The sequence below is a fragment of the Aquabacter sp. L1I39 genome, from assembly GCF_017742835.1.
GTDB lineage: Bacteria > Pseudomonadota > Alphaproteobacteria > Rhizobiales > Xanthobacteraceae > L1I39.
Genome location: NZ_CP072392.1, coordinates 2,878,406 through 2,899,837, shown reverse-complemented (window position 1 = coordinate 2,899,837; position 21,432 = coordinate 2,878,406). Strand labels below are relative to the sequence as shown.

Annotated in this window: 16 protein-coding genes; all 16 read left to right on the top strand. The window is 64.5% G+C overall.

Going from position 1 to position 21,432, the window contains the following annotated elements; genetic code table 11:
• The first annotated feature begins 2 nt into the window (after positions 1–2).
• The gene (locus tag J5J86_RS12885) at positions 3–1,034 is read left to right on the top strand and encodes a methyltransferase domain-containing protein (RefSeq protein ID WP_209098540.1); all 1,032 of its coding nucleotides are present in this window, start codon (positions 3–5) and stop codon (positions 1,032–1,034) included.
• Between the two features lie 642 nt (positions 1,035–1,676).
• Entirely contained in the window at positions 1,677–2,153 is a 477-nt protein-coding gene (locus tag J5J86_RS12880; RefSeq protein WP_209098537.1) for an Hcp family type VI secretion system effector, read from the top strand.
• A gap of 168 nt (positions 2,154–2,321) precedes the next feature.
• On the top strand, positions 2,322–4,310 hold the full coding sequence (locus J5J86_RS12875) for a type VI secretion system Vgr family protein (RefSeq protein ID WP_209098535.1): 1,989 nt from the start codon (positions 2,322–2,324) through the stop codon (positions 4,308–4,310).
• Positions 4,311–4,318: 8 nt separating this feature from the next.
• The gene (locus tag J5J86_RS12870; RefSeq protein WP_209098534.1) at positions 4,319–4,930 is read left to right on the top strand and encodes a DUF6931 family protein; all 612 of its coding nucleotides are present in this window, start codon (positions 4,319–4,321) and stop codon (positions 4,928–4,930) included.
• Positions 4,927–5,898 (top strand): FHA domain-containing protein, encoded by a 972-nt coding sequence (locus tag J5J86_RS12865; RefSeq protein ID WP_209098531.1) that lies wholly within the window; start codon positions 4,927–4,929, stop codon positions 5,896–5,898. Before J5J86_RS12870 ends, J5J86_RS12865 begins: the two co-directional genes overlap by 4 nt.
• Positions 5,895–7,229, top strand: coding sequence for a type VI secretion system baseplate subunit TssK (gene tssK, locus J5J86_RS12860; protein ID WP_209098530.1), 1,335 nt, complete (start codon positions 5,895–5,897; stop codon positions 7,227–7,229). The genes J5J86_RS12865 and tssK overlap by 4 nt, the downstream gene beginning before the upstream one ends.
• Positions 7,230–7,645: 416 nt before the next feature.
• A complete protein-coding gene (icmH, locus tag J5J86_RS12855) occupies positions 7,646–8,869 on the top strand; it encodes a type IVB secretion system protein IcmH/DotU (protein ID WP_209098528.1) in 1,224 nt (407 codons plus the stop codon).
• Positions 8,870–8,885: 16 nt separating this feature from the next.
• Entirely contained in the window at positions 8,886–12,386 is a 3,501-nt protein-coding gene (gene tssM / locus J5J86_RS12850) for a type VI secretion system membrane subunit TssM (RefSeq protein ID WP_209098526.1), read from the top strand.
• Between the two features lie 137 nt (positions 12,387–12,523).
• On the top strand, positions 12,524–13,660 hold the full coding sequence (gene tssA / locus J5J86_RS12845; protein WP_209098524.1) for a type VI secretion system protein TssA: 1,137 nt from the start codon (positions 12,524–12,526) through the stop codon (positions 13,658–13,660).
• Positions 13,661–13,713: 53 nt separating this feature from the next.
• Entirely contained in the window at positions 13,714–14,226 is a 513-nt protein-coding gene (gene tssB, locus J5J86_RS12840; RefSeq protein WP_209098522.1) for a type VI secretion system contractile sheath small subunit, read from the top strand.
• A gap of 3 nt (positions 14,227–14,229) precedes the next feature.
• Positions 14,230–15,717 carry a type VI secretion system contractile sheath large subunit gene (gene tssC, locus J5J86_RS12835; protein ID WP_209098520.1) on the top strand — a complete coding sequence of 496 codons (1,488 nt, stop codon included), beginning with the start codon at positions 14,230–14,232 and terminating at the stop codon, positions 15,715–15,717.
• A 166-nt stretch (positions 15,718–15,883) separates the two neighbouring features.
• Positions 15,884–17,344, top strand: a complete 1,461-nt coding sequence (tssC, locus tag J5J86_RS12830) for a type VI secretion system contractile sheath large subunit (RefSeq protein WP_209098518.1) — start codon at positions 15,884–15,886, stop codon at positions 17,342–17,344.
• 15 nt (positions 17,345–17,359) lie between these two features.
• Positions 17,360–18,160: a type VI secretion system accessory protein TagJ gene (locus tag J5J86_RS12825; protein WP_209098516.1), complete on the top strand. Its 801-nt coding sequence runs from the start codon at positions 17,360–17,362 to the stop codon at positions 18,158–18,160.
• A complete protein-coding gene (tssE, locus tag J5J86_RS12820) occupies positions 18,157–18,600 on the top strand; it encodes a type VI secretion system baseplate subunit TssE (RefSeq protein WP_209098514.1) in 444 nt (147 codons plus the stop codon). The genes J5J86_RS12825 and tssE overlap by 4 nt, the downstream gene beginning before the upstream one ends.
• On the top strand, positions 18,597–20,420 hold the full coding sequence (gene tssF, locus J5J86_RS12815; protein ID WP_209098512.1) for a type VI secretion system baseplate subunit TssF: 1,824 nt from the start codon (positions 18,597–18,599) through the stop codon (positions 20,418–20,420). Before tssE ends, tssF begins: the two co-directional genes overlap by 4 nt.
• Positions 20,417–21,418, top strand: a complete 1,002-nt coding sequence (gene tssG, locus J5J86_RS12810) for a type VI secretion system baseplate subunit TssG (protein WP_209098510.1) — start codon at positions 20,417–20,419, stop codon at positions 21,416–21,418. Before tssF ends, tssG begins: the two co-directional genes overlap by 4 nt.
• Positions 21,419–21,432 lie beyond the last annotated feature (14 nt).

Below are 21,432 nucleotides of genomic sequence, written 5' to 3'. Positions count from 1 at the left end.
CGATGCGGCTGCGTCATTTTCATACACTGAAGCCGGTCTGCCCCGTCTGCGGCGCGCGCGGCGAGGTCCGCCCGCTGACGCTCATCGATCCTGTGATGCGCGAGGACGACGTCGAGACCGGCCTGTTGGCCTGCCCCTCACCGGAATGCCAGGCCACCTATCCGATCCTCCAGGGGGCGCCGATCCTGCTGGCCGACCTTTCCTCTTGGCTCGCATCGAACCTGCATTTGGTTCTTCAGAGCGATGTCTATCACGCGGGCGTGGATGGCCTGCTTGCACGCGCACTGGGACCCGACACCGCGTTTGCCGTGGTCCGCCAGCAGGCGGCCAGCTATGGCTATGAGCATTATGGCGACCTCGACCCAGCCTCAGGCTGCGAGCACACCGCGCCCGGCGGGGTGAGGCGGATGGCGGCCGATTTGCTCGACGCGCTGCCCCCGGCCAGCGGGCCGTCACTCGACCTGGGATGTGCCGCAGGCCGGACGAGTTTCGACCTGGCGGACAGGACCTTGGACCTCGTGCTCGGCATCGATCTCAACTGGCCCCTGCTGAAGATCGCGCGGGGTGTCATCGGCCAAGGGGTTGCACGCTATCCCCACCGGCGGATCGGCAATCGCTACGAGCCGCGGATTTTGTCAGCCCCGCTCGACACCGAAGGCCGTGCGGACTTCTGGGTGGCCGACGCGCTGAACCTTCCCTTCGCCGCAGGCACCTTTCGACGCGTCATGGCGCTCAATCTCCTCGATTGCGTGTCGTCTCCAACTGGCGCCGTGCAGGAGGCGAACCGGATCCTTGCGCCGGGGGGGCATATGTTTCTTGCCACGCCCTTCGACTGGGCCCCCCACGCGACCCCCGCCGCAGCCTGGCAGGACGAGGCTGACCTGCCGGCCCTGGTGGCCGCAGCCTTCAGCCCGTACCCCAGCCCTCTCCGGCCCGCAGTTCCACCACAGGATATCGTCTGGCGCGTGCGCCTGCACGAGCGCTCCCACATGCATTATCGCTGCCAGGGGATGGCCTACAAGAAAGAGGGTTGAGGCATGTAACTCGTTATTCGGCCGTCATCCAAACGCGATAACACTTCGACTGACCCCATCTTGCGACTGCAAGACACAATCAATCCGACGCAGTCCGCCAGTCTGAACGACGCTGCCCAACGTTGTCTTTCGCATTTTCGCAAACAATCGGGTGCGAATGCACATCTGGACTGAAAGGCATCGAGGATGGCCACCCTCAAATCCTACGAGAGCGCCGCCTGTATGTCGCAGATGCGTGAGGCAATCAGGGACAAGTCGAACGACCTCAGCACGGGCGCCCTCGCCTCCCCGTCATCGCCTGAACCCATCCCCGGCTCGGGCCGGAGCGGGAACCAAACGTGGCAAGGTCAGGCCATCGAAACGGTCGTCCAGCCGGCGCAGACCTTAAGCACGACGCAAGCACATGGGCACCTCAACGAAGCGACGGGGGACGTCTGCGGATCCGCCGCCCCCGCCCTCAATGAGACCTGGAAGCCACTGACTGGCGCGGTCAGTCCCAGCGCCGCTCGGGAAAACTCCGTCAGCGTCCACGCCTCGGCAGGAGAGCCAGGGGCGCACGCGGACAGCACCTTCGTCTTCCCAGCAGACACCCATTAGCGGCATCCCGAATGGCGGGGGTCCGCCGAACCTGGAGCATGAACTATGGCTATCTATCTGAATTATGATGGTATTCAGGGCGAGGCGACCCACCAGGACCACCAGAAGTGGATCGACGTCCTGTCCCTGTCCTGGGGCGTGGGCCGCGCCATCGCCACCCCGTCGGGCTCCACGAACAATCGCGAGGCTTCCGAGCCGTCCGTGAGCGAAGTGTCCATCGTCAAGATGTTCGACGCCGCCTCGCCCAAGCTGTTCAACGAGTCCTGCACCGGCAATGCCGGCAAGACCGTCAAGATCGATCTCGTCAGCACCGGCAGCCCCGGCGTGACCTATGTGACCTACACGCTGACCAACGCCCTGATCTCCTCCTACTCGGTCTCCACCTCCGGCGACCGCCCGACGGAGTCCGTGTCGATCTCCTTCACCAAGCTCGAGTTCAAGTTCACGCCCTATGGCGATGACAACAAGGCCGGCACCCCGGTCACTGTGTCGTACGACCTGGCCACCACCAAGTCGGCCTGATCGAGACCAGCCGTTCGCCCAAGCGCGTTTGCCCTGCCCTCTGGTGCCTCATGGCCCCCGAGGGTGGGGCGCATGGCGTTGTGCCCGGGAGAAGGGCGGGCGATCCACCGTCTGTCATACGTTTGTTCAAAGGTTCAGCCACTTTGGCAATGAAGGTTTGCCGTCACCATGAGTTCTGCCACACCTCCGGTCCAGACCGGACGCCTGATCACGCTGACGACCCCGCTTGGCGGCGATGTGCTCCTGGCGACGGCCATTGAGGGGCGGGAGGCGATATCGGACCTGTTCCGGTTCAAGCTGTCACTGGTGTCCGCAAATGCGGGCATCACGGCCGCCCAATTGCTCGGCAAGCCCGTCACGGTGATGCTGAACCTGCCCTCCTCCAGCCCGCGGCCCATAAATGGGATTGTCTCTGCTTTCAGCGCCGGAGCGCGCACTGTGGATGGTCTTCGCCACTATGAGGCCGTGCTGTCGCCCAGGCTCTGGTTGTTGACCCGTACGGTGGATTGCCGCGTTTTCCAGCACCAAAGCGTGGTTCAGATCGCGCAAACCCTGCTCTCGGAAGGCGGGATTTCCGACTACCAGACAAAGGCTCTCTCCAGCAGCCATCCCTCCCGGGACTATTGCGTCCAGTACCGGGAAAGCGACTTCGACTTCCTTGCGCGTATCTGCGCCGAGGAAGGCATCTACTTTTATTTCCAACATGCCGAAGGCAAGCATACCCTCATCCTGTCGGACAGTGTTTCAGGCTACGGCGACGTCCTCGCCACCAAGGTGCAGCATGCGCCCCCCGAGAGCGGGCTGACGCTTGCTGTGCAATCGTTCCAGCAACGCTCCTCCTTTCGTTCCGGCAAGACCACGTTGCGGGACTATAATTTCGAGCAGCCCACGTCTGATCTGACGGCCTCCACCAGCACCGTCCTGGACAATGCCGCCTTCAAGGGCTGGGAAGTGTTCGACTATCCGGGCGGCTATGACCAGAAGGGCGACGGAACCTCTCGCTCGCGCACGCGCATGGAAGCCATAGAGGCCGGCTATGGTGAAGCCGAAGGCCAATCCACTTTGCCGCAGTTTGCTCCCGGCATGCGCTTCACCCTGTCGGACCACGAAGTGTCAGCGGAGGAGAACAAGACCTATGTCTTGAGTGCGGTGGACCATCGCGCCGCCGATGTTTCCCATCTTGGCAATCAGGACAACGTCATTTCCTATACCAACACTTTCGCTGCCGTCCCCTCGACCGTCGCCTTGCGGCCGCCGGGCCTTCCCATCCGCCCTCTCATTCCTGGTCCGCAGACGGCCCTCGTGGTGGGGCCCTCCGGGGAAGAGATCTATTGCGACAAGTATGGTCGTGTCCGAGTGCAGTTCTTCTGGGATCGGCTAGGGAAGAAAGACGACCAGAGCTCCTGCTGGGTCCGCGTGGCGCAGATGCTCTCGGGACCCGGGTTTGGCACCCATTTCATCCCGCGGGTTGGAATGGAAGTGGTGGTGGTGTTCCTGGATGGCGCCCCCGACCGGCCCCTGATCGTGGGCTGCGTCCCCAACGGACAGAATTTGCCCCCCTATACGTTGCCCGACAACAAGACCCAGAGCGGCATCAAGACCCGGTCGTCGAGCCAAGGCAGTGCTGCCACCTTCAACGAACTGCGGTTTGAGGACAAGAAGGGGGCGGAGCTGGTCTACGTGCACGCTCAGAAGGACTTCACCCGTGAGGTGGAGAATGACGACACATTGACCGTGCAGCACGATCAGACGCTGACCATCAAGAACAACCGCACCGAGACCATCCAAGAAGGCAATGAAAGCGTCACGGTGTCCAAGGGCAACCGCTCCGTCACCGTCTCGCAGGGCAATGACAGCCTGACCGTATCCAAGGGCAATGTCAGCACGACAGTGAGCAGCGGCAACCATTCACTCTCGCTCGGGTCTGGCAATGCGAGCACCACCTGCGATGGCGGCTCCATCACCCTTAAGGCAGCCCAGTCCATCACCCTTAAAGTTGGCGGCAATTCGCTCACCATCAACCAGAGCGGCATGACGCTGAAGGCGACCCAGATCACCATCACGGCTGATGCCAAGCTCCAGCTTGGTGCGCCCATGGTGAAAGTGAATGGCGACGGCACCGTCCAGGTCCAGGGCGGCCTGGTGACGCTGAACTAGGAATGGCCATGGAGCAGATCCAACGCGTCGCCCTGCTTCCCAAGCTGCGCTTCGCCACCGCCGCGCAATTGGCTGCGGTGCTGCCGCCGGATGACGATGTGCAGCCCCTTTTCATGCCCCGCCGGTCCGCGTCGGATCTTTTTATCGCCTTGGTGGAAGCGGGAGAGCGGGTCGCCGCGATCCGCTACCTGGCTGTCTCCCTGCCCCGCCGCGAGGCGGTGTGGTGGGCCTGTGCCGTCGCCCGGCACTTTCCAACGCCGATGACCCGACCGGAAGAAGAGGATTGCTGGGCCGCTGTCGAGTCCTGGGTCTACGAGCCCGGCGATGCCAAGCGGCGCGCGGCCTATGCGCCGGCGCAGGTCCTCGACTTTTCCACCGCAGCCGCCTATGCGGCGCTTGGCGTCTATTGGTCCGGTGGGAGCCTTGCTCCACCCGAAACCGCCCTGGTCATCCCTCCTGGCGATGCGCTGACCGGCAGTGCGGTGGGGGCCTCCGTAATCCTGAGCTGCGTGCCGGGACCCGCCCGCGACATCGCCGCGCGCCATGACACCGCGCTCACCATCGGCTTCGACATCGCCAATGGAGGCAGTGGACTGGTCGAGATTGGGGAGCGCCCATGATGGCGGTCCTGACCCTCACCGTCATCGGCCCATCCGACCTCGCGCCGGACGATCGCATCCGGACCCTTCGGGATGGCCGTCTGCGCATCGGTCGGGACGCGGATAATGACTGGATCATCGCCGATCCCGAGCGCCTCATCTCCCGCCACCATTGCACCATTATGGCCTCTGGTGGTCTTTTCACCGTCATCGACACCTCGGTGAACGGCCTCGTCATCAATGACGCGGAACGCCCCCTCGGCCGGGGGAATTCCGCATTGCTGGGCGACGGGGATGTTCTCCATCTGGCCGGTGTTGAGGTGACGGTGGCGCTCGGCGAGGCCCATGACCAGGACCGCGACCCCTTGCGCGGCGTGCTACCGCCGCGAAAGGGAGTGTCCGGTATCGTCCCCACGCTGGACCCAGTGCCGGCGGCGGCGAGCGCAGCGCCTGTTCTGCCCATGTCCTCCGGTTTTCCATTCGTACCGCGCGTGACGGAACCGCCGCCGTGGTTGCACTCCACAGGCTCCTCGGAAACGGGCGCGACCCGCTCGGCGGCGCCGGTGACACCGCACGACCATGTGCCATCGGAGCACGAGGCCTTCGTACCGAGCCGAGTTTCACCCCAGGTGATCCCGGATGACTGGGATGCGGAACTGAAGCACATCCCGGTGTCCCCACCCGCGCCGCTGCAGGATGGGCATGAGCCGGCGGGCGATGTGCACGCGCTCACGTTGGCCCTGATCGAAGCCCTGGCACGTATCGCCTGCGCTTCGGGCGAAGAAGGCGCTGAGCTGTTCCAGGGGCCGCCGGACGCCATACTTTGCCGCCTGCAGGCCGGCGATCACGGCTGGACCTCGCTCAGGCTTGCGAGCCTGTCCGCAACTATTGCGGCGCGCTTGTCGCGGTCCTCGGCCGGAACTGAGGGTCGAGACACGGCGCATCCGACCGGAATCGACCGAGCGGCCGAGGGAGAGATCGCGCCATGAGCAACCACAGCAAGATGGTGTGGTCCGAGGGCATGTTCCTCAAGGCCCAGCATTTCCAGCAACAGGACCGGTACGTGGAACGCTTGGTGCGCCAACGCACCGATGCCATGGCGCCCTATGCTTGGGGCCTGCGGAGCCTCGTGCTGAACCGTGAGTTGCTGGGGCTCGGCAAGCTGGCACTCGACCGCTGCGAGGGTGTCTTCGAGGACGGAACCCCCTTCTGCGTACCCGAGGACGATCCCCATCCCGCGCCGCTCATCCCACCCATCGCCCTCACCAACAGCATCGTCTATCTGTGCGTTCCGCTTGTTCTGCGCGGCGCGCCGGAAGTGGACATGGGCGGCCAGATCCAGTCGACCGCTCGCTACAGGGCCGAAGACCAGGAGGTGATGGACGCCATTGCCGGGTCGCAGGCCGTGGCGCAGGTGCGTACGGCCCGGCTTCGGCTCAGCCTGATGCTGGAGCACGAGGATCGGGCCGGGTTTCAGTGCCTGGGCATTGCGCGGATTGCCGAAGTTACCGCGGACCAGCGCATCATTCTCGATCCCGACTATATCGAACCTTGCCTGAACGCCTCGGTCTCAAAGGTGCTCACCGGCGCCTTGACGGAAGTCACCGCCATGCTGCGCCATCGCGGCCAAGCCCTCGCGCCACGGGTCAGCGGCTCCAGCGGCCACGCGGTCGCGGAGATTGCCGATTTTCTCATGCTGCAGATGATCAACCGCGTGGAACCCGAACTGGTCCATCTCGCCAGTATCAAAACGCTTCATCCCGAGCGGCTCTTCTGTTCCTTCCTGGCTCTGGCCGGAGAATTGTCGACCTTCACCGCGGCACATAAGCGGCCCATGGACTTCCCAAGCTACCGGCATGATGACCTGGAAACCCCTTTTGCCGCGGTGCTCAATGATTTGCGTCGCTCGCTGAGCATGGTGCTTGAACAACGCGCCGTGCAGATTCCGCTTGAGGACCGCCGCTATGGCATCCGGGTCGGCACCATTCCTGACCGCAGCCTGGTGGCGAGCGCCGTGTTCGTGCTGGTGGTGAAGGCGAGCCTGCCGGGCGAGACCATCCGACGGTCCTTGCCGGCCTTGGTAAAGATCGGTCCGGTGGAACAGATTCGGGAACTGGTTAACGTTCAGCTCCCCGGGATCCGGGTTCAGCCACTGGCGGTGGCGCCGCGCCAGATCCCCTATCTTGCCGGCGCTGTTTACTTTGAATTGGAAGCAGACAGTCCCCTTTGGCGTCAGATGGCAACCACGGGTGGTATTGCCGTACACTTGGCTGGCGACTTCCCGGACGCCACCCTGGCATTGTGGGCCATCCGCCGGTGAGCGCGGATGCGGGCGCGCCGCCGCACCGTCATGCGAATGCAACAGCTCCACGCCAAACCTGCGTCATTTGCTGGGGCTGATCGGGCATGACCACGGGCGCACAAGCCCCGGAAAGTGAAGACACGACCATCTTCTCGCCAGCCGCAGCGGCGCGCCGGGGGCAAGGCAGGGATTCGTCTGCCGCCGAGACCCAACGGATTCCCCTGCCCCGTCCGCCCGACCCAGCGGCCCAGGGTGAGACCGCCGGATCTGGGCAATTGCGCCAGGCCTCAGCTCCTTTCACCGCGCCACCCACACATCGCAGGGCGCGCACGGCTCCGAGGGCGACCACGATTTCGCTCAGCAGGGAGCGCCGCCCGGAAGCGGTCCAGGCGGCCGTCGACATCTATCGGGACAATCTTGGCCTCGCTTTGGCCGTGCCCATCTTCGAAATGCTGGTCCACCTGAAGAGTGAGCAGTTCGTGGACGTGCGGGCGGTGCACGCTCAGATGCTCGAAGAGCTCCATGCGTTCGAGACGCGCGCGGCCGCCCACGGTCTGTCGCACCAGCATGTGCAGCTCATTCTCTACGCCCTGGCGGCCACCGCCGACGACACGATCCTGCAGACCCCCTGGGCCAAGGACAGCGACTGGACCTCACGGACGCTCATCTCTGCCTATTTCCAGGAAACCTGGGGCGGCGAGCGCTTCTTTACGCTGCTCCAACAGATGATGACCGCGCCGCACACCGCCGTGCGGGAGGTGGAATTCTATTTCTTCTGCATCGAATTCGGCTTCGAGGGCAAGTTCAGGCTTGCCTCCAACGGTCCCGGCGAGCTCTCGCGCATTCAGGACGACTTGTTCCAGTTTCTGCGCTCCGTGCGTGGCACCATCAAGCCAGACCTTTCGCCCAGTTGGCGCGGGCTTGAGCTTGGACGGAGCAAGCCGCGGGATCTTATGGTCCATTGGCTGGGTGCCCTCGGCGCCATGGCGGCGCTGCTCGTGTTCTTCCTCGTCCTGTCCATCACCCTGCGACGCGATGCGGGATTGGTCGCCCGCCAGGTGGACGCGCTGCTGATCGATCCTCCCCCCACCGTGCGACCGCCGCCGCCAAAATTGCCTGATGCCCCTGCTGCGGCGCCACCGGTGGCCGCGATCTCACCTGCCTCTCCTGTGCCTGCTCCCGTGACCGTTCCCGCGCGCCCGGCTCCGCCCCCCACTCTGACGCCGTTTCAGATCATCTCCAATGCCCTGGCGCCGGACATAAAAGCGGGGACGCTGACGGTGATGGAGCGCGACGGAAAAGTGGTGATCCGCACCCGTGGCGAGGTGTTTGCCTCCGCCAGCACCAGCCTGCGCGCGCCATTTCCCGTTGTGCTGAAAAGTGTTGCGTCCGCCATCGGCCCCCTGGCCGCGGAGGTGAACGTGCGCGGCTTCACCGACAATGTGCCGATCCGCTCGGCGACCTTCCCCGACAATTTGGCGCTCTCGCTCGCCCGTGCCCAGAGGGTTGCGGACATGCTGGGTGCCGACATCACCGCCACGCCGCGTCCCGCCATCACCGCCACCGGGCGCGGGGCGGAAGACCCGGTGGCGTCCAACGATACGCCCGAGGGCCGCCAGAGCAATCGGCGGGTCGAGATCCTCGTGACCCCGCTCTAGGCGCCAAGGGAAAATAATGCCCCCTCGTCCCTCTTGGACCTTCTGGCGTTGGGTTGTGCTGGTGGTCGGCGCCCTCCTGCTTGCAGCACTGGTCTGGTTCGTCCTCCCGCACGTGTCAGTGGCCGGCCACAGCCTTCTGCCCGACTTGTCCTCGCGCATCCTGGCGCTGATCTTGGTGGCGGTGCTGAGTGCCATGATCGCCTTGTTCTGGGTCCTGGGCGGCCAAGGCGACCGGATGGCACGCCGGGAGAACGTGCGCGCCGATCAGCCGCGTGAGGTCCGCATCCGCCACGTGCGGGAGCAGGAGCGCGGTTTCCGCCTTGCGATGGGGGTGCTGCGGCGAATCCGTAAGCCCCGCTTACTCAGCAGCAATTACCGGTACGAGCTGCCATGGTACGCCATCATCGGTCCGAAGGGGGCCGGCAAGACTGCGCTGCTGCATGCCTCGGGCCTTCGCTTTCCCCTGAACGAGCGCCGCAGCGGGCGCATCAGCGCCGGCGCGCTGGGCTTTTCGTTCACAGAACATGCCGTCGTGGTGGAGGCCAACTTCTTCTCCTCTCCCGATGAAGAGGTGGGCCTCATAACCACCTTTGGCACGCTCCTGCGGCGGTACCGTGCCCGTCAGCCTCTGAATGGCGTGATCCTCGTGATGAGCCTGCCGGAGGTGCTTGCCGCTTCAGAGGTCACCCGCTTTTCCTTCCATGCGGACCTGCGCGAGCAACTGGAACGGCTGCAGCGGGAGGTGCGCCGGCGGATTCCGGTTTATGTGGTCTTGAGCCATATGGATCAGGTTCCGGGCTTTGAGACATTCACTGCCAATCTGTCCACCTCCGAGCGGCGCGGCGTGTTCGGGCTGACGCTGCCGCTCTATGACGAGAAGGGTACGACCACCAAGGGCAGGCCCTTGGCGGCAACGGTCGCGACGGAGTTCGACCACTTCCTGCAATGGCAACGTCCCCGCACCCTTACGCAGGTGAACGCGGCATTCGAAGTGCAGGAGCGCCTCGACTGCTTTCTGTTCGTGCCGCAACTGGCGACCCTGAAACCCATGATCGCCGAACTGGTCGAGGACGTCTTCCGCCCCACCGATTTCGAGCGTCCGCTTCTGCTGCGGGGGCTTTACTTTGCCGCCGCACCGCACGTCCCGGCCAATGCCCCCTCCCTTGCGCCCACTGTGGATGCCGAGGGGAAGCCGGCCGAGCGGCGCAGCGAGGGCTATTTCATTCGCGACCTTTTGGAAAAAGTGGTGTTTGCGGAAGCGGGCCTGGCCGAGCGCGACCCCACGTCCCGCAGACGCGAGGCGGCGCTGCGATGGGGCCTGACGGCTCTCGGCGGCATTGCGGCGGCGGCGATGATCCTGTGGTGGTCGGTCAGTTTCGTGGCCAATCGGTACCAGGTCGAAGACCTGAGTCAGGCCACCCAAAAGGCGCAGCAGGTGGTCAATGATCTGGGTTCCTCGATCCAGGAGACGGCCGCCGAGCAGATGGACCTGTCCGCCGTGGTGCCGACCCTCAATGCCCTTGAGAACCTCCCCACCGGGTGGGTCCATAAGGACGAACCAAGGGCCTTGCGCATGGGCGGGGGCCTGTCTCAGACGGCCTACCTCTCCGCCGTCACGGTCCAGGAATACAAGGACGCCTTGCTCTCCTTGCTGCTGCCTCGGCTCGAAACCGTCGTGCAGAAGGCCGTCACCGACTCCCTGGGCGTTCCGCAGGACCTCTACGGCTCTTTGATGGTCTATCTGATGCTAGGCGGTGCCGGCCCGATGAACCGGGACGCCATTTCCGACTGGATGCGACGCTACCTGATCGCCGCCTATCCCGGCCCGGCCCAGGCTCCGCTGCGCACCGCAATTCTGGAGCATGTGAGAAACCTCCTCGCCATCGGCTTCCCGCCATTGGAGCTCAATCAGCAACTGGTTTCGCAAGCGCGGACCGAACTCAGCGCCTACCCCTCCGCCGAACGGGGCATGTCCGAGCTCCTGAAGCTGCCGGAAATCATGTCGATGATCCCCTGGCGGCTGACGGACGTGGCCGGCCCGCTCTCTCCCTATGCGTTGACGCGGCGCTCCGGTAAGCCACTCTCCACACCCATTGCGGGCATGTACACGGCGGACCAGTTCTTCGCGGTGGTGCTTCCCGCGATCGATCGGATCGCACAGCGCCTCGCCTCCGAGGACTGGGTACGGTTTCCCAGCGCTCCCGACACGCCCCCCGGAGATCGCGCGGCCCAATTGAGGCGGGAGATCCGCGCGCTTTATGTGAGCGACTACATTGCCGAATGGCAGAACCTGCTCAGCGACGTGGCAATCCTGCCCTTCGACAGCCTGCAGATGGAGGTGGCGGTCCTCCAGGCTCTCATTGGTCCGCCATCGCCCCTGGATGGCTATCTGAAGTCGGTGGCCCAGCAGACCACCCTCACCCCTCCCGCGCCACCGGATCCCACCAAGACCGCCGCCGAGCCGTTTCGCAATATGATCCCGGGTGGCGAGGCGCCGGCGCCAAGTACACCAATGGCTGGCCTGGCACAGACCGTCACCGAGCACTTTTCCGGCCTCCACCGCTTCGTCACCGGGCAGCCGAGCCCCCTTGAGGAGGTGCTGAAGGCCATAGGCCAGTTGCGCATGGTGATTGGGCCGGCCGCGAGTGTCGGCTCGGGAAATCCGGGCCAACTCACGGAGCTCACCGCCGGCGCGGGCTTCGCCCAGATCCTGAGCCAATTAAAGCTATCGACCGTGACGGCGCCTCCCGGTCTGGCGGATTCCATCCTCGGCCTTGTCCGTCAAACCTCCTCCATAACCAATGCGGGCGTGCGGGCCGACCTCGACGCCACATGGAAAACGCAGATCCTCCCCTTTTGCCAACAAGCGATCGGGGGGCGCTATCCATTTGCAATTTCATCCAGCGACACGACTCTCGCAGACTTCACCCGCATGTTCGGCCCAGATGGTCTGCTTGACCATTTCTTTGATCGTCAGTTGAAGCCGTTCGTGGACATGTCGGTTTCACCCTGGAAAATGTTGGCCAATACGGGCGCGGCGCCAGACATCACCCCCCAGGGCCTTGCCCTGTTCGAGCAGGCCGACCGCATCCGCACCATGTTTTTCCCGCAGGGGACGACCGCACCTCAGCTCACCTTCGAGATTACTCCCACCGATCTGGATGCCGGCGCCATGCGGGTGCGCCTCGATATTGATGGCCAGTGGCTGCTTTACCAGTATGGCCCGCCGCAATCGGTCGCCTTCAAATGGCCTGGCGCGACGTCCGGTGTGCGGCTGGAATTTGGCACCTCGACGCCGGGCCAGCCGTCCTCTTTCTCGGTCTCCGGCCCTTGGGCCCTGTTGCGGTTCATCGGTGGCCAGAAACTCGTGAGGCAGGGACCCAGCCGGTTCGCCTTCACCGTAACGCTGGGTCCGCGCAGCGCCAGCTTCATCCTGGATGCCGCCAGCGTGAACAACCCGTTCCGGCAAAACCCTTTGGCGGGCTTCAGGTGCCTGCCGTCCCTCGTGGCCGGCTGACGATTCGGGCGTGGAATCCGTGTCATCAAGCTGATGTAAAACTCAAATATAATGTTGAATGATATCCGGTCTTGTTAATTTTCGGAGCATGATCCCTTCATCTCTGCGTGCTGTTTTCTGCATATCATGCAAGGGCCATGACGGATAATTTCACATTTGATCCCCGGCTACTCTTGTCGCCGATCAGCGAGAACGCTCCGGAAGGGTCTGACCCCAGAGCGGATATCTCGCCATCTTCACCGTTCCTTGCACTGAAGGATGCGCGCGCTTTGGCGCGACGCAAGGAGCGGGCCCGGGACATTGATGCCGACGCGCCCTCCGCGCTTGAGGACTGGGACCAGGTCGCGCGCCTTGGCTATGACATTCTCGCCGAGAAGGGCAAGGATCTGGAAGTCTGCGCCTGGATGATCGAAGCCTTGCTGAGGCTTGACGGCTTCACCGGGCTGCGCACCGGGATGGAAGTGGCCCGCGGGCTGGTCGAAGGCTTTTGGGACACGCTCTTCCCCCTGCCTGACGAGGACGGCGATGAACCGCGCTTGGCGCCGTTCATCGCGCTGAATGGCACAAGCGCAGACGGCACGCTGGTACAGCCGCTCCGCAAGGTGCCGCTGACGCCGGGTGCCGAGGGAGTTCCGCTTTGGCAGTATGAGCAGGCGCTGGAAGTCAGCCGCATTGGCGATGCCACCAAGCGCGAGGCCCGGATCAAAGGCGGCGCCCTGTCCCTGGATGCATTCACCGTTGCGGTTCAGGAAGGTTCTCCCGCCTTCTATATGGGGCTGGTCGGTAGGATCGATGGCGCCCTTGCCAGTATCAATGCCTTGTCCGATGCGTTCTCAGCACGGGTCGGCGCTGATGCCCCGCCGGCGGGAGCGATCAGGGCCCTGCTGGAAACAAACCGGGAAGCAGTGCAGGCCTTCGCAGCCGAAAAGCTGGCACAGGCCGCCGCTGCCCGTTCCCATGAGGCGGCCAATCGGCAAGACGGCGATGCCGAGCACGACGCGGAAGAGGAAGAAACGGCCGACGGTGAAGCGGCCGGCTCCTTGCCGGCGCGCCGGCCGGTGAGCCGCGAGCAGGCGCTCGGGCAGATCCTTGAAATCGCGCGTTTCTTTCGTGTCAGCGAGCCCCACTCGCCCGTCTCGTACGTCCTCGAAGAGACCGTGCGCCGCGCCCGCATGTCCATGACCGAGCTTCTCGATGAGCTGATCGTGGACCAGGACGCCCGCCGCTACTTCTACCTCGCCTCCGGCATCCGCCCGCCGGCCGGTGACGACTGAACCCAAATTCGACGCCCACTCCCGTTATTCGCTCCAAGGGGGACATGCCCGCGATGCCCAGTATCCATGACAAGCTGAACCGGGTGCGCAAGCCCCGCGTCCACATCACCTATGATGTGGAGACCGAAGGCGCGATGGTCCAGAAGGAACTGCCCTTCGTGGTCGGTGTTCTCGGCGACTTTTCCGGTGACCCCGCCGAACCCCTCAAGCCGCTGACCGAGCGCAAGTTCATCCAGATCGACCGGGACAATTTTGATCAGGTGCTGGCGCGCATGACCCCCGGTCTTAAGATCAAGGTCGACAACACGCTCGCCGACGATGGCAGCGAGCTGTCCGTGGAACTGGCCTTCAAGTCCATGGAGGACTTCGAGCCGGCCGCGGTGGTGAACCGCGTTGAGCCCCTGCGCAAGCTGATGGACGTGCGCAGCCAGCTGCGCGACCTGCTCTCCAAGGCCGACCGGTCAGAAAACCTTGAGACGCTGCTCGAGCAGATCCTGTCCGACGACGCGCGCCTCAAGGCCCTCGGCGAGGAACTGGGCGTGTCCAAAGAAAAGACGGAGGGCTGATCCATGAGCGCCGCTGAAGCACAGGCCCAGGCCGCGGATCTGGTCGAGACCAAGGAGCTCTCCTTCCTCGACCAAGCCATTGCCGCCACCAAGCAGACCGACCCGGACCGCACGGCCGAATTGCTGCGCACCCTGACCCAGGAAGCGCTCTCGGGCACCCTGACCTATTCCAAGAACCTGGCCCAGACCATCAATGCCGCCATCACGGCCATCGATGACAAGCTGTCGGCCCAGCTCAACGCCATCATGCACCATGAGGACTTCCAGAAGCTGGAAGGCACTTGGCGCGGGCTCAATCATCTGGTGATGAATTCGGAGACCGGCACCAGCCTCAAGATCCGGGTGCTCAACTGCACCAAGAAGGAACTCTATAAGAGCCTCACCAAGGCCTCCGAGTTCGACCAGAGCGTCATCTTCAAGAAAATCTACGAGACCGAATTCGGCAGCCCCGGCGGCGAGCCTTATGGCGCGCTCATTGGTGACTATGAGTTCACCAGCCATCCCGAGGACGTGGAACTGCTGAGCCAGGTCTCCCAGGTGGCGGCAGCGGCGTTCGCGCCCTTCATCTCAGCGGCGAGCCCGAAGCTGTTCGGCTTTGACGAATATACCGAACTGTCCAAGCCCCGGGACCTGGAGAAGATCTTCGACAGCGTGGAATACGCCAAGTGGCGTTCGTTCCGCGAGAGTGAGGATTCCCGCTTCGTCACCCTCACCTTGCCCCGCACCCTCGCCCGCCTGCCCTATGGCAGCCAGACGAAGCCGGTTGATGCGTTCGACTACGAGGAAAGCCCGATCCAGGGCGGCGTCGCGCGCGGCATGGCGCATGATGAATATTGCTGGATGAACTCCGCCTATGTGCTCGGCGCACGCCTGACCGACGCCTTCGCCCAGCACGGCTGGTGCACCGCCATTCGCGGCGCCGAAGGCGGCGGCAAGGTGGAAAACCTGCCGAGCCATGTCTTCGTCTCGGACGACGGCGACACCGACCAGCAATGCCCGACCGAGATCGGCATCACCGATCGTCGCGAGGCGGAGCTTTCCAAGCTCGGCTTCCTGCCCCTGTGCCACTACAAGGGCACGGACTATGCGGTCTTCTTCGGGTCGCAGACCACCCAGAAGCCGAAGAAGTATGACCGGCCGGAAGCCACCGCCAACGCGGCCATTTCTGCCCGTCTGCCCTATATCATGGCCACGTCCCGCTTCGCCCATTACCTGAAGATCATGGGCCGCGACAAGGTCGGCTCCTTCATGGAAGCCAGCGACTGCGAAGCCTGGCTGAACCGTTGGATCATCAACTATGTCAACGGCAACCCCGACGCCGGGCAGGAAATGAAGGCAAAGTATCCGCTCGCCGAGGCCAAGGTCGAAGTGCGCGAGATCCCGGGGAAGCCGGGCGCCTATAATGCGGTGGCGTGGCTGCGTCCTTGGCTGCAGATGGAGGAGCTCACCACCTCCCTGCGCATGGTTGCCCGCATTCCCGCGGCGGCCTGAGGCGCGACGGCCAGAAGGCGCCCGCGTGCCGGATCCCATGCAAGAAACGGAAGAAGGCTCGTCCCACGGGGGCGGGCCTTTTCCTCCCATGCTCACAGATGGGGCGTCGGCAAGCGGGCAACGCACGGTCGGCGCTCGCCCGGGACTGCGCCGCCAGGCGGTGGACATGGCCCTTGGCCGCAGTGACGGCACGCGGCTTGACCGATTTCTGGCCGCCGACGATCCGAAGTCGGCCCTCGCAGACTGGTTCGGGAACGACCTCGCGGTGATCGGGAACGGGCGCACGCTTTGCGCAGCCATAGAGCGCGACATCGCCTTTCTCGACGCCATGCTCACCGACCAACTCAACCGCGTGCTTCACCATCGCCGCTTCCTGGAACTGGAAGCCTCCTGGCGTGGCCTGCATTATCTGGTGACATGCGCGGCGGGCGCCGAAAACGTGCTGGTGCGGGTTCTCAATGCGGCCTGGCATGAACTCGCCAATGACTTCGATCGCGCCAACGACATCGACCAGAGCGCGTTGTTCACCAAGGTCTATAGCGAAGAATTCGGCATGCCCGGCGGCAAGCCCTATGGCGTGCTCCTATGCGATTACAAGGTGCAGCACCGGACCACACCGGATCATGCGGTTGATGACGTCTCCCCGTTGTCGGGCCTGGCCGCGGTTGCGGCGGCGGCTTTCGCGCCAGCCATACTGAACGCCTCCCCTCGCCTGCTGGGCATTGATGATTTCCGCGAACTGGATCACATCCAAAATCTAGCCGGCGTCTTCCGCCCGATCGAATATGCCCGCTTCAACCGTCTCCGGGATGGGGAAGACGCCCGTTTCTTGGGGCTGGTCCTGCCCCGGATCCTGCTGCGTAAGCCGCGCAGAAGGGATGGCGTGTCGGGGCTAGCGTTTCGCTATCGGGAGGATGCGGCGGGCCTTACCGCCGACCAATTGTGTTGGGGTGGAGCGGTTTTCGCATTCGGCGAAGTGCTGATACGCAATTTCCACCTCCATGGCTGGTTCGCGGACATTTGCGGCACCCGCCGCGACGAGTTGGACCATGGCGTGGTGGCTGGCCTGACCGCACCTTCGGCAGAGACCGATGCGCCGGGTGTGGTGCCCCGCTTCCCCAGCGAGCTGGCCATCCCCTCCCATGTGGAGCAGGACCTCTGGCAATGCGGCCTGATGACCCTCAATGTCTGCAAGGACACACCGCGCCTTGCCTTCCATTCCTCGGTCTCGATTCAAGCGGTCAGCGGCTCCGACCTGTCTCCCGGCGGGGCAAATGCCCGACTCTCAGCCATGCTGCGCTACATTCTATGCGTCTCGCGCTTCGCCCAATACATAAAGATCAAGATCCGTGACCGCATCGGCAGCTATGTCACCGCCGATGCCTGCGAGCGCGATCTGCAGGCTTGGCTTCACAATTATTGCCTCGGCAATGACGACGCCTCGGCGGAGATGAAGGCACGCTACCCACTGCGCGAGGCCCGCGTGGCGGTGCGACCTGCGCAAGGGCGCTCCAGCGCTCTCAGTTGCGTGCTGCATCTGCGCCCTCATTTTCAGCTCGACCACGTCTTCACCACTTTCAAGCTCGTGACGGAACTGGCGCTGGCGCCGGCCCGCATGGACCCCTGACTCGGAAGGCTCGCCATGTCACAGTCCGCCGTCGACCTGTTCAACGAAGGCCGCCTGGCCGATGCCATAACGGCCATGGGCGCCGAGGTACGGTCTCACCCCGCGGACATCGCAGCCCGCAGCCTGCTGGTGGAGTTGCTGTGCGTGGCGGGCGACCTCCAGCGGGCCGACGCGCAACTGGCCGCCCTGGCCGACCAGGATCCTGCCACCGCCGTGCAGATCGCGACCCTGCGCCAGTTCATTCGAGCCGATATGGCCCGCGCCCAGGTGTGGGGAGAAGGCCGAACCCCGGAACTGCTGGACGCCCCGCCACCCCATCTGGCTTTGCGTCTCGAAGGTCTCATGCACCTGCGGGCCGGCCGCGTCAGTGAAGCGATTCAGGCCCTTACCGACGCAGAGGAGGCCCGGCCCGCCTTATCCGGCCACCATGACGGCGTGGCTTTTGATGATTTCCGCGATCTCGACGATCTCACCGCCGGCGTTCTGGAGGTACTTGCTTCAACGGGCAAATACTTCTGGGTCCCCATGGAGCGGGTGGAATTGATCGCGTTCCGTGCGCCCGCCCGCATCATAGATGGCACCTGGCGAGCTGCGGAGATTTCAGTGCGGGGCGGGCCGGAAGGCGAAGTGATCATTCCCGCAATCTATCCCTTCGCCCCCGCCAGAGAGCGGCAGGCCGCCGCGCTCGGACGGGAAACGGAATGGCATGAAATCGGTCCCGACTGCATGCGGGGCGAAGGGCTGCGCTGCTTCTTGGCCGGCGAGGAAAGCCTCACCGTTCTGGAACTGGGCCGACTGGAGTTCGAGACCCCATGAGTCTGACCGGCCCAGACCTGCTCGACCGGCTGGCGGGAGGCGAGGGCAGCCTCACCGCCCGCGTGCGCGCAGGCCTGAAGCGAGACCTGGAAGATTTGTTCAACACCAATTGCCGGGTCCTGGGCTGGCCCGCTGCGCTGGGCGAGTTGAAGGGATCCCTGCTCGATTACGGCATCACGGATCTTTCGACGGCGAACCTCTCCACCCCGCAGCGCCGTGCCGCGGTCGTTGAGGAATTGGGCGCCTTATTGCGTACCCACGAACCCCGGGTGCGCGACATGCGGATCTTCGCCCTGGAAAATGCCGCCCCGGGAGACCGCACTCTGCGCATCCGCATTGAGGGGCATGTGCGCATCGATACCGAATATGAGCCCGTCGTTTTCAACACCCTCATCGACACCATCGGCAGCACCATCTCTGTGACGAGCGTGAACCCGTGACCGACGCTCTGCTCCCTTATTACAATGACGAGCTGGATTATCTCCGCCACATGGCCGGCGAGTTCGCCGCGCGCCATCCCAAGATCGCCAGCCATCTGCGCCTCTCGGCGGACGCCGTCGACGATCCCCATGTGGCCCGGCTCATGGAAGGCGTGGCGTTCCTCAACGCGCGCGTGGCGCGCAAGCTGGACGACGACTTCCCGGAACTCGTCAACACGCTGCTCGACGTTCTTTATCCCTATTATCTCGCGCCCATCCCCTCCATGAGCACGGTGCAATTCCAGCCCAAGGCAGAAGTCACCGTCCCACAGCAGGTGCCGGTGGGAACCGAGCTGGAGACGGAGCCGGTCAAGGGTGAGGCGTGCCGGTTCCGGACCTGCTATCCCGTCACGGTGTGGCCCATCGACCTGGCGGAGGCGAGCCTGCGCGGCCGGCCGCTTGTGGGACCGATCAACCCTCACGCCCATGGGGCAGCCGCCACGCTTCATCTGAAGCTGCGGTGTACGGCGCCGGACCAAACGTTCGGCGCACTCCAGCCGGACCATCTGCGCTTCTTCCTGCGGGGTCAGCCTTCCCTCACCTATGGCCTGCAGGAATTGATCCTCAATCACACCGTGTCTGTGGCTCTGGCGGAGGGGCCCGCCGATCCCGAGCCGGTCTTCCTGCCCCCCTCTGCCATCCATCCCGTCGGGTTCGCCGCGGACGAGGGCCTTCTGCCCCATGCCGACAGGGCTCAACCCGCCTATCGGCTGCTGACCGAATACTTCGCGTTTCCAGAAAAGTTTTTGTATTTCGATGTGGACTTGGCCGCAAAGGTGCTGCGGAGCGCCGGCCGCGAACTCAGCGTCTTTCTTTATTTCGATAAGAGCGTGGTGGCCCTTGAGCGGTCGGTGAACCAGGAGGCGTTTGCCCTTGGCTGCACGCCCGTCATCAATCTCTTCCGACAGCGGGCGGAACCGATTCTCGTGTCCAGTGAGCGGTTCGAGCACCGCGTGATCCCGGATGCGCGCCGACCGGACGCACTGGAGGTGCACTCCATCCTGTCTGTCTCCGTATCCGACGCGGCTGGGGCGCTGAAAGAGGTCCTGCCCTTCTACGCCCAGACACCCGGCGCCGAACGGGCGGGCGCGGCGCGCTGGGCGGCCTCCCGACGCGAGGCCCCGGGCCGCGAGGTTGCAACGGAGATGTTCCTTTCGTTCAGCGACGTGGACCCCGATTTCAGCGAAGACGACCTCGTCGCCAGCGTGAACACCTTGTGCCTGAACGGGAATTTGCCGGCCCGGCTACCTTATGGCGGCGGCCACCCCGTGCTCACCCTGGTCGAAGGGGCCGGGAGCGTGGGCGAGGTGGCCTGTGTCTCCGCCCTCACCCATGCCCTGCGCCTTCCCGCGGATGATCGCCGTCACTGGCGGTTGATGTCACACCTGATCCTCAACCACCTTTCCCTTGTCGGGCCGGGCGGGCTCGAGGCGCTTCAGGAGATCCTGCGCCTCTACGACTTCCGCGCCTCACCCGAGACCCATCGCCTGATCCAGGGCATTACCGGGCTCTCGGCGCGGCCAGGGGTTGCCCGCGCGCCGCGCCGGGAGGGTGACGCGCCTTGGGCGGAAGCTGTGTGCCGGGGCATCGACATCGCCGTGGAACTGGATCCCAGCCATTTCAGCTCCAGCGGCCTTTATCTGTTTGCCATGGTTCTGGATCGTTTCTTCGCTCTCCAAGCCAGCATCAATTCCTTCACTCGCCTCACCGCGACCGTGAAGGGCCAGACAGGACCCTTGAAGACATGGCCCGCCCGCGCCGGCGATCGCACCGTCCTGTGATCGAAACCCTTCTCGCACATCCCGACCGCTTCGATCTGGTGCAAGCGGTCCGGGTGATCGAGGCCGAAGCTGCCGCCCAGGGCTGTGGGCGGCGGGATCCGGTGCGTTTCATCGGCGAGGTGTCGCTGCGTTATCCAGAAGCGGCCATCTCGGATGCCCGGCGGATGGAGGATGGCGGCGTGCGCCTGACGGTTGCGCTGATGGGGCTGATGGGTCCCCAGGGCGTCCTGCCGTTCAGTTACACAACCCATGCCATTCAGTCCCGGCATTTGCATGACGAAGCCCTCAGCGACTTCCTCGACATCTTTCAGCACCGGGCCATCAGCCTGTTTTGCGATGCGGCCCGCAAATATCGCATTGCCTTGTCGCAGAAGCCGGCGCAGGAGCCGGATGATACGTTCACAACCGTCCTGGCAAGTCTTGCGAGCCTTGGGTTTTCCTCCATGCAGGGCCGCATGGAGGTGGACCATGGTGCACTTCTGGGCAGCGCAGGCCTGCTCAGCGCCGAAGCCCGGCCCATGGCTGGGCTCCAGTCCCTGCTCTCGCAGGCCCTCGGCGAACCAGTGATCATTCACCCCTTCGTCGGCACCTGGGTTCGCCTGCCCGCCGAGGAGTGCACCCGGCTCGGCGGTGCGGTGAACCCGCAAGGCCAGCATGCCCGCCTGGGGGGCGGTGCCATGCTGGGCGACCGTGCCTTTGTGGCGCAGCAGAATTTCCGCATCGAGATCGGCCCCGTGGACCACGCACGCCTGCACGCCTTGCTGCCCGGCACGGCCGCGGCAGCGCGGGTGCGCGATCTGGTGGAGCTTTATTGTGGCCTTGAATTCTCCTTCGACCTGAACGTTAAGGTCGCCGCCGCCGAAGTGCCCGCCGCACGTCTCGCCAGGGGGCCACAGGATGATGGCGCTGGTCGCCTCGGTCAGACCTCCTGGCTCCTTGATGGCCCAAGTCCCGTCCCCCGCGACGATGCCCTGTTCCGGCCGGGCACGCTCGGCTGATCCCCTACCGATCT

Bases quoted from the DNA above. Each gene is read 5' to 3' on its own strand.
- J5J86_RS12880 (WP_209098537.1), top strand. From the start codon at position 1,677: ATGGCTATCTATCTGAATTATGATGGTATTCAGGGCGAGGCGACCCAC.
- tssB (WP_209098522.1), top strand. From the start codon at position 13,714: ATGCCCAGTATCCATGACAAGCTGAACCGGGTGCGCAAGCCCCGCGTC.
- tssA (WP_209098524.1), top strand. From the start codon at position 12,524: ATGACGGATAATTTCACATTTGATCCCCGGCTACTCTTGTCGCCGATC.
- tssC (WP_209098518.1), top strand. From the start codon at position 15,884: ATGGCCCTTGGCCGCAGTGACGGCACGCGGCTTGACCGATTTCTGGCC.
- J5J86_RS12865 (WP_209098531.1), top strand. From the start codon at position 4,927: ATGATGGCGGTCCTGACCCTCACCGTCATCGGCCCATCCGACCTCGCG.
- tssE (WP_209098514.1), top strand. From the start codon at position 18,157: ATGAGTCTGACCGGCCCAGACCTGCTCGACCGGCTGGCGGGAGGCGAG.
- J5J86_RS12875 (WP_209098535.1), top strand. From the start codon at position 2,322: ATGAGTTCTGCCACACCTCCGGTCCAGACCGGACGCCTGATCACGCTG.
- J5J86_RS12885 (WP_209098540.1), top strand. From the start codon at position 3: ATGCGGCTGCGTCATTTTCATACACTGAAGCCGGTCTGCCCCGTCTGC.
- tssM (WP_209098526.1), top strand. From the start codon at position 8,886: ATGCCCCCTCGTCCCTCTTGGACCTTCTGGCGTTGGGTTGTGCTGGTG.
- tssK (WP_209098530.1), top strand. From the start codon at position 5,895: ATGAGCAACCACAGCAAGATGGTGTGGTCCGAGGGCATGTTCCTCAAG.
- tssC (WP_209098520.1), top strand. From the start codon at position 14,230: ATGAGCGCCGCTGAAGCACAGGCCCAGGCCGCGGATCTGGTCGAGACC.
- J5J86_RS12870 (WP_209098534.1), top strand. From the start codon at position 4,319: ATGGAGCAGATCCAACGCGTCGCCCTGCTTCCCAAGCTGCGCTTCGCC.
- J5J86_RS12825 (WP_209098516.1), top strand. From the start codon at position 17,360: ATGTCACAGTCCGCCGTCGACCTGTTCAACGAAGGCCGCCTGGCCGAT.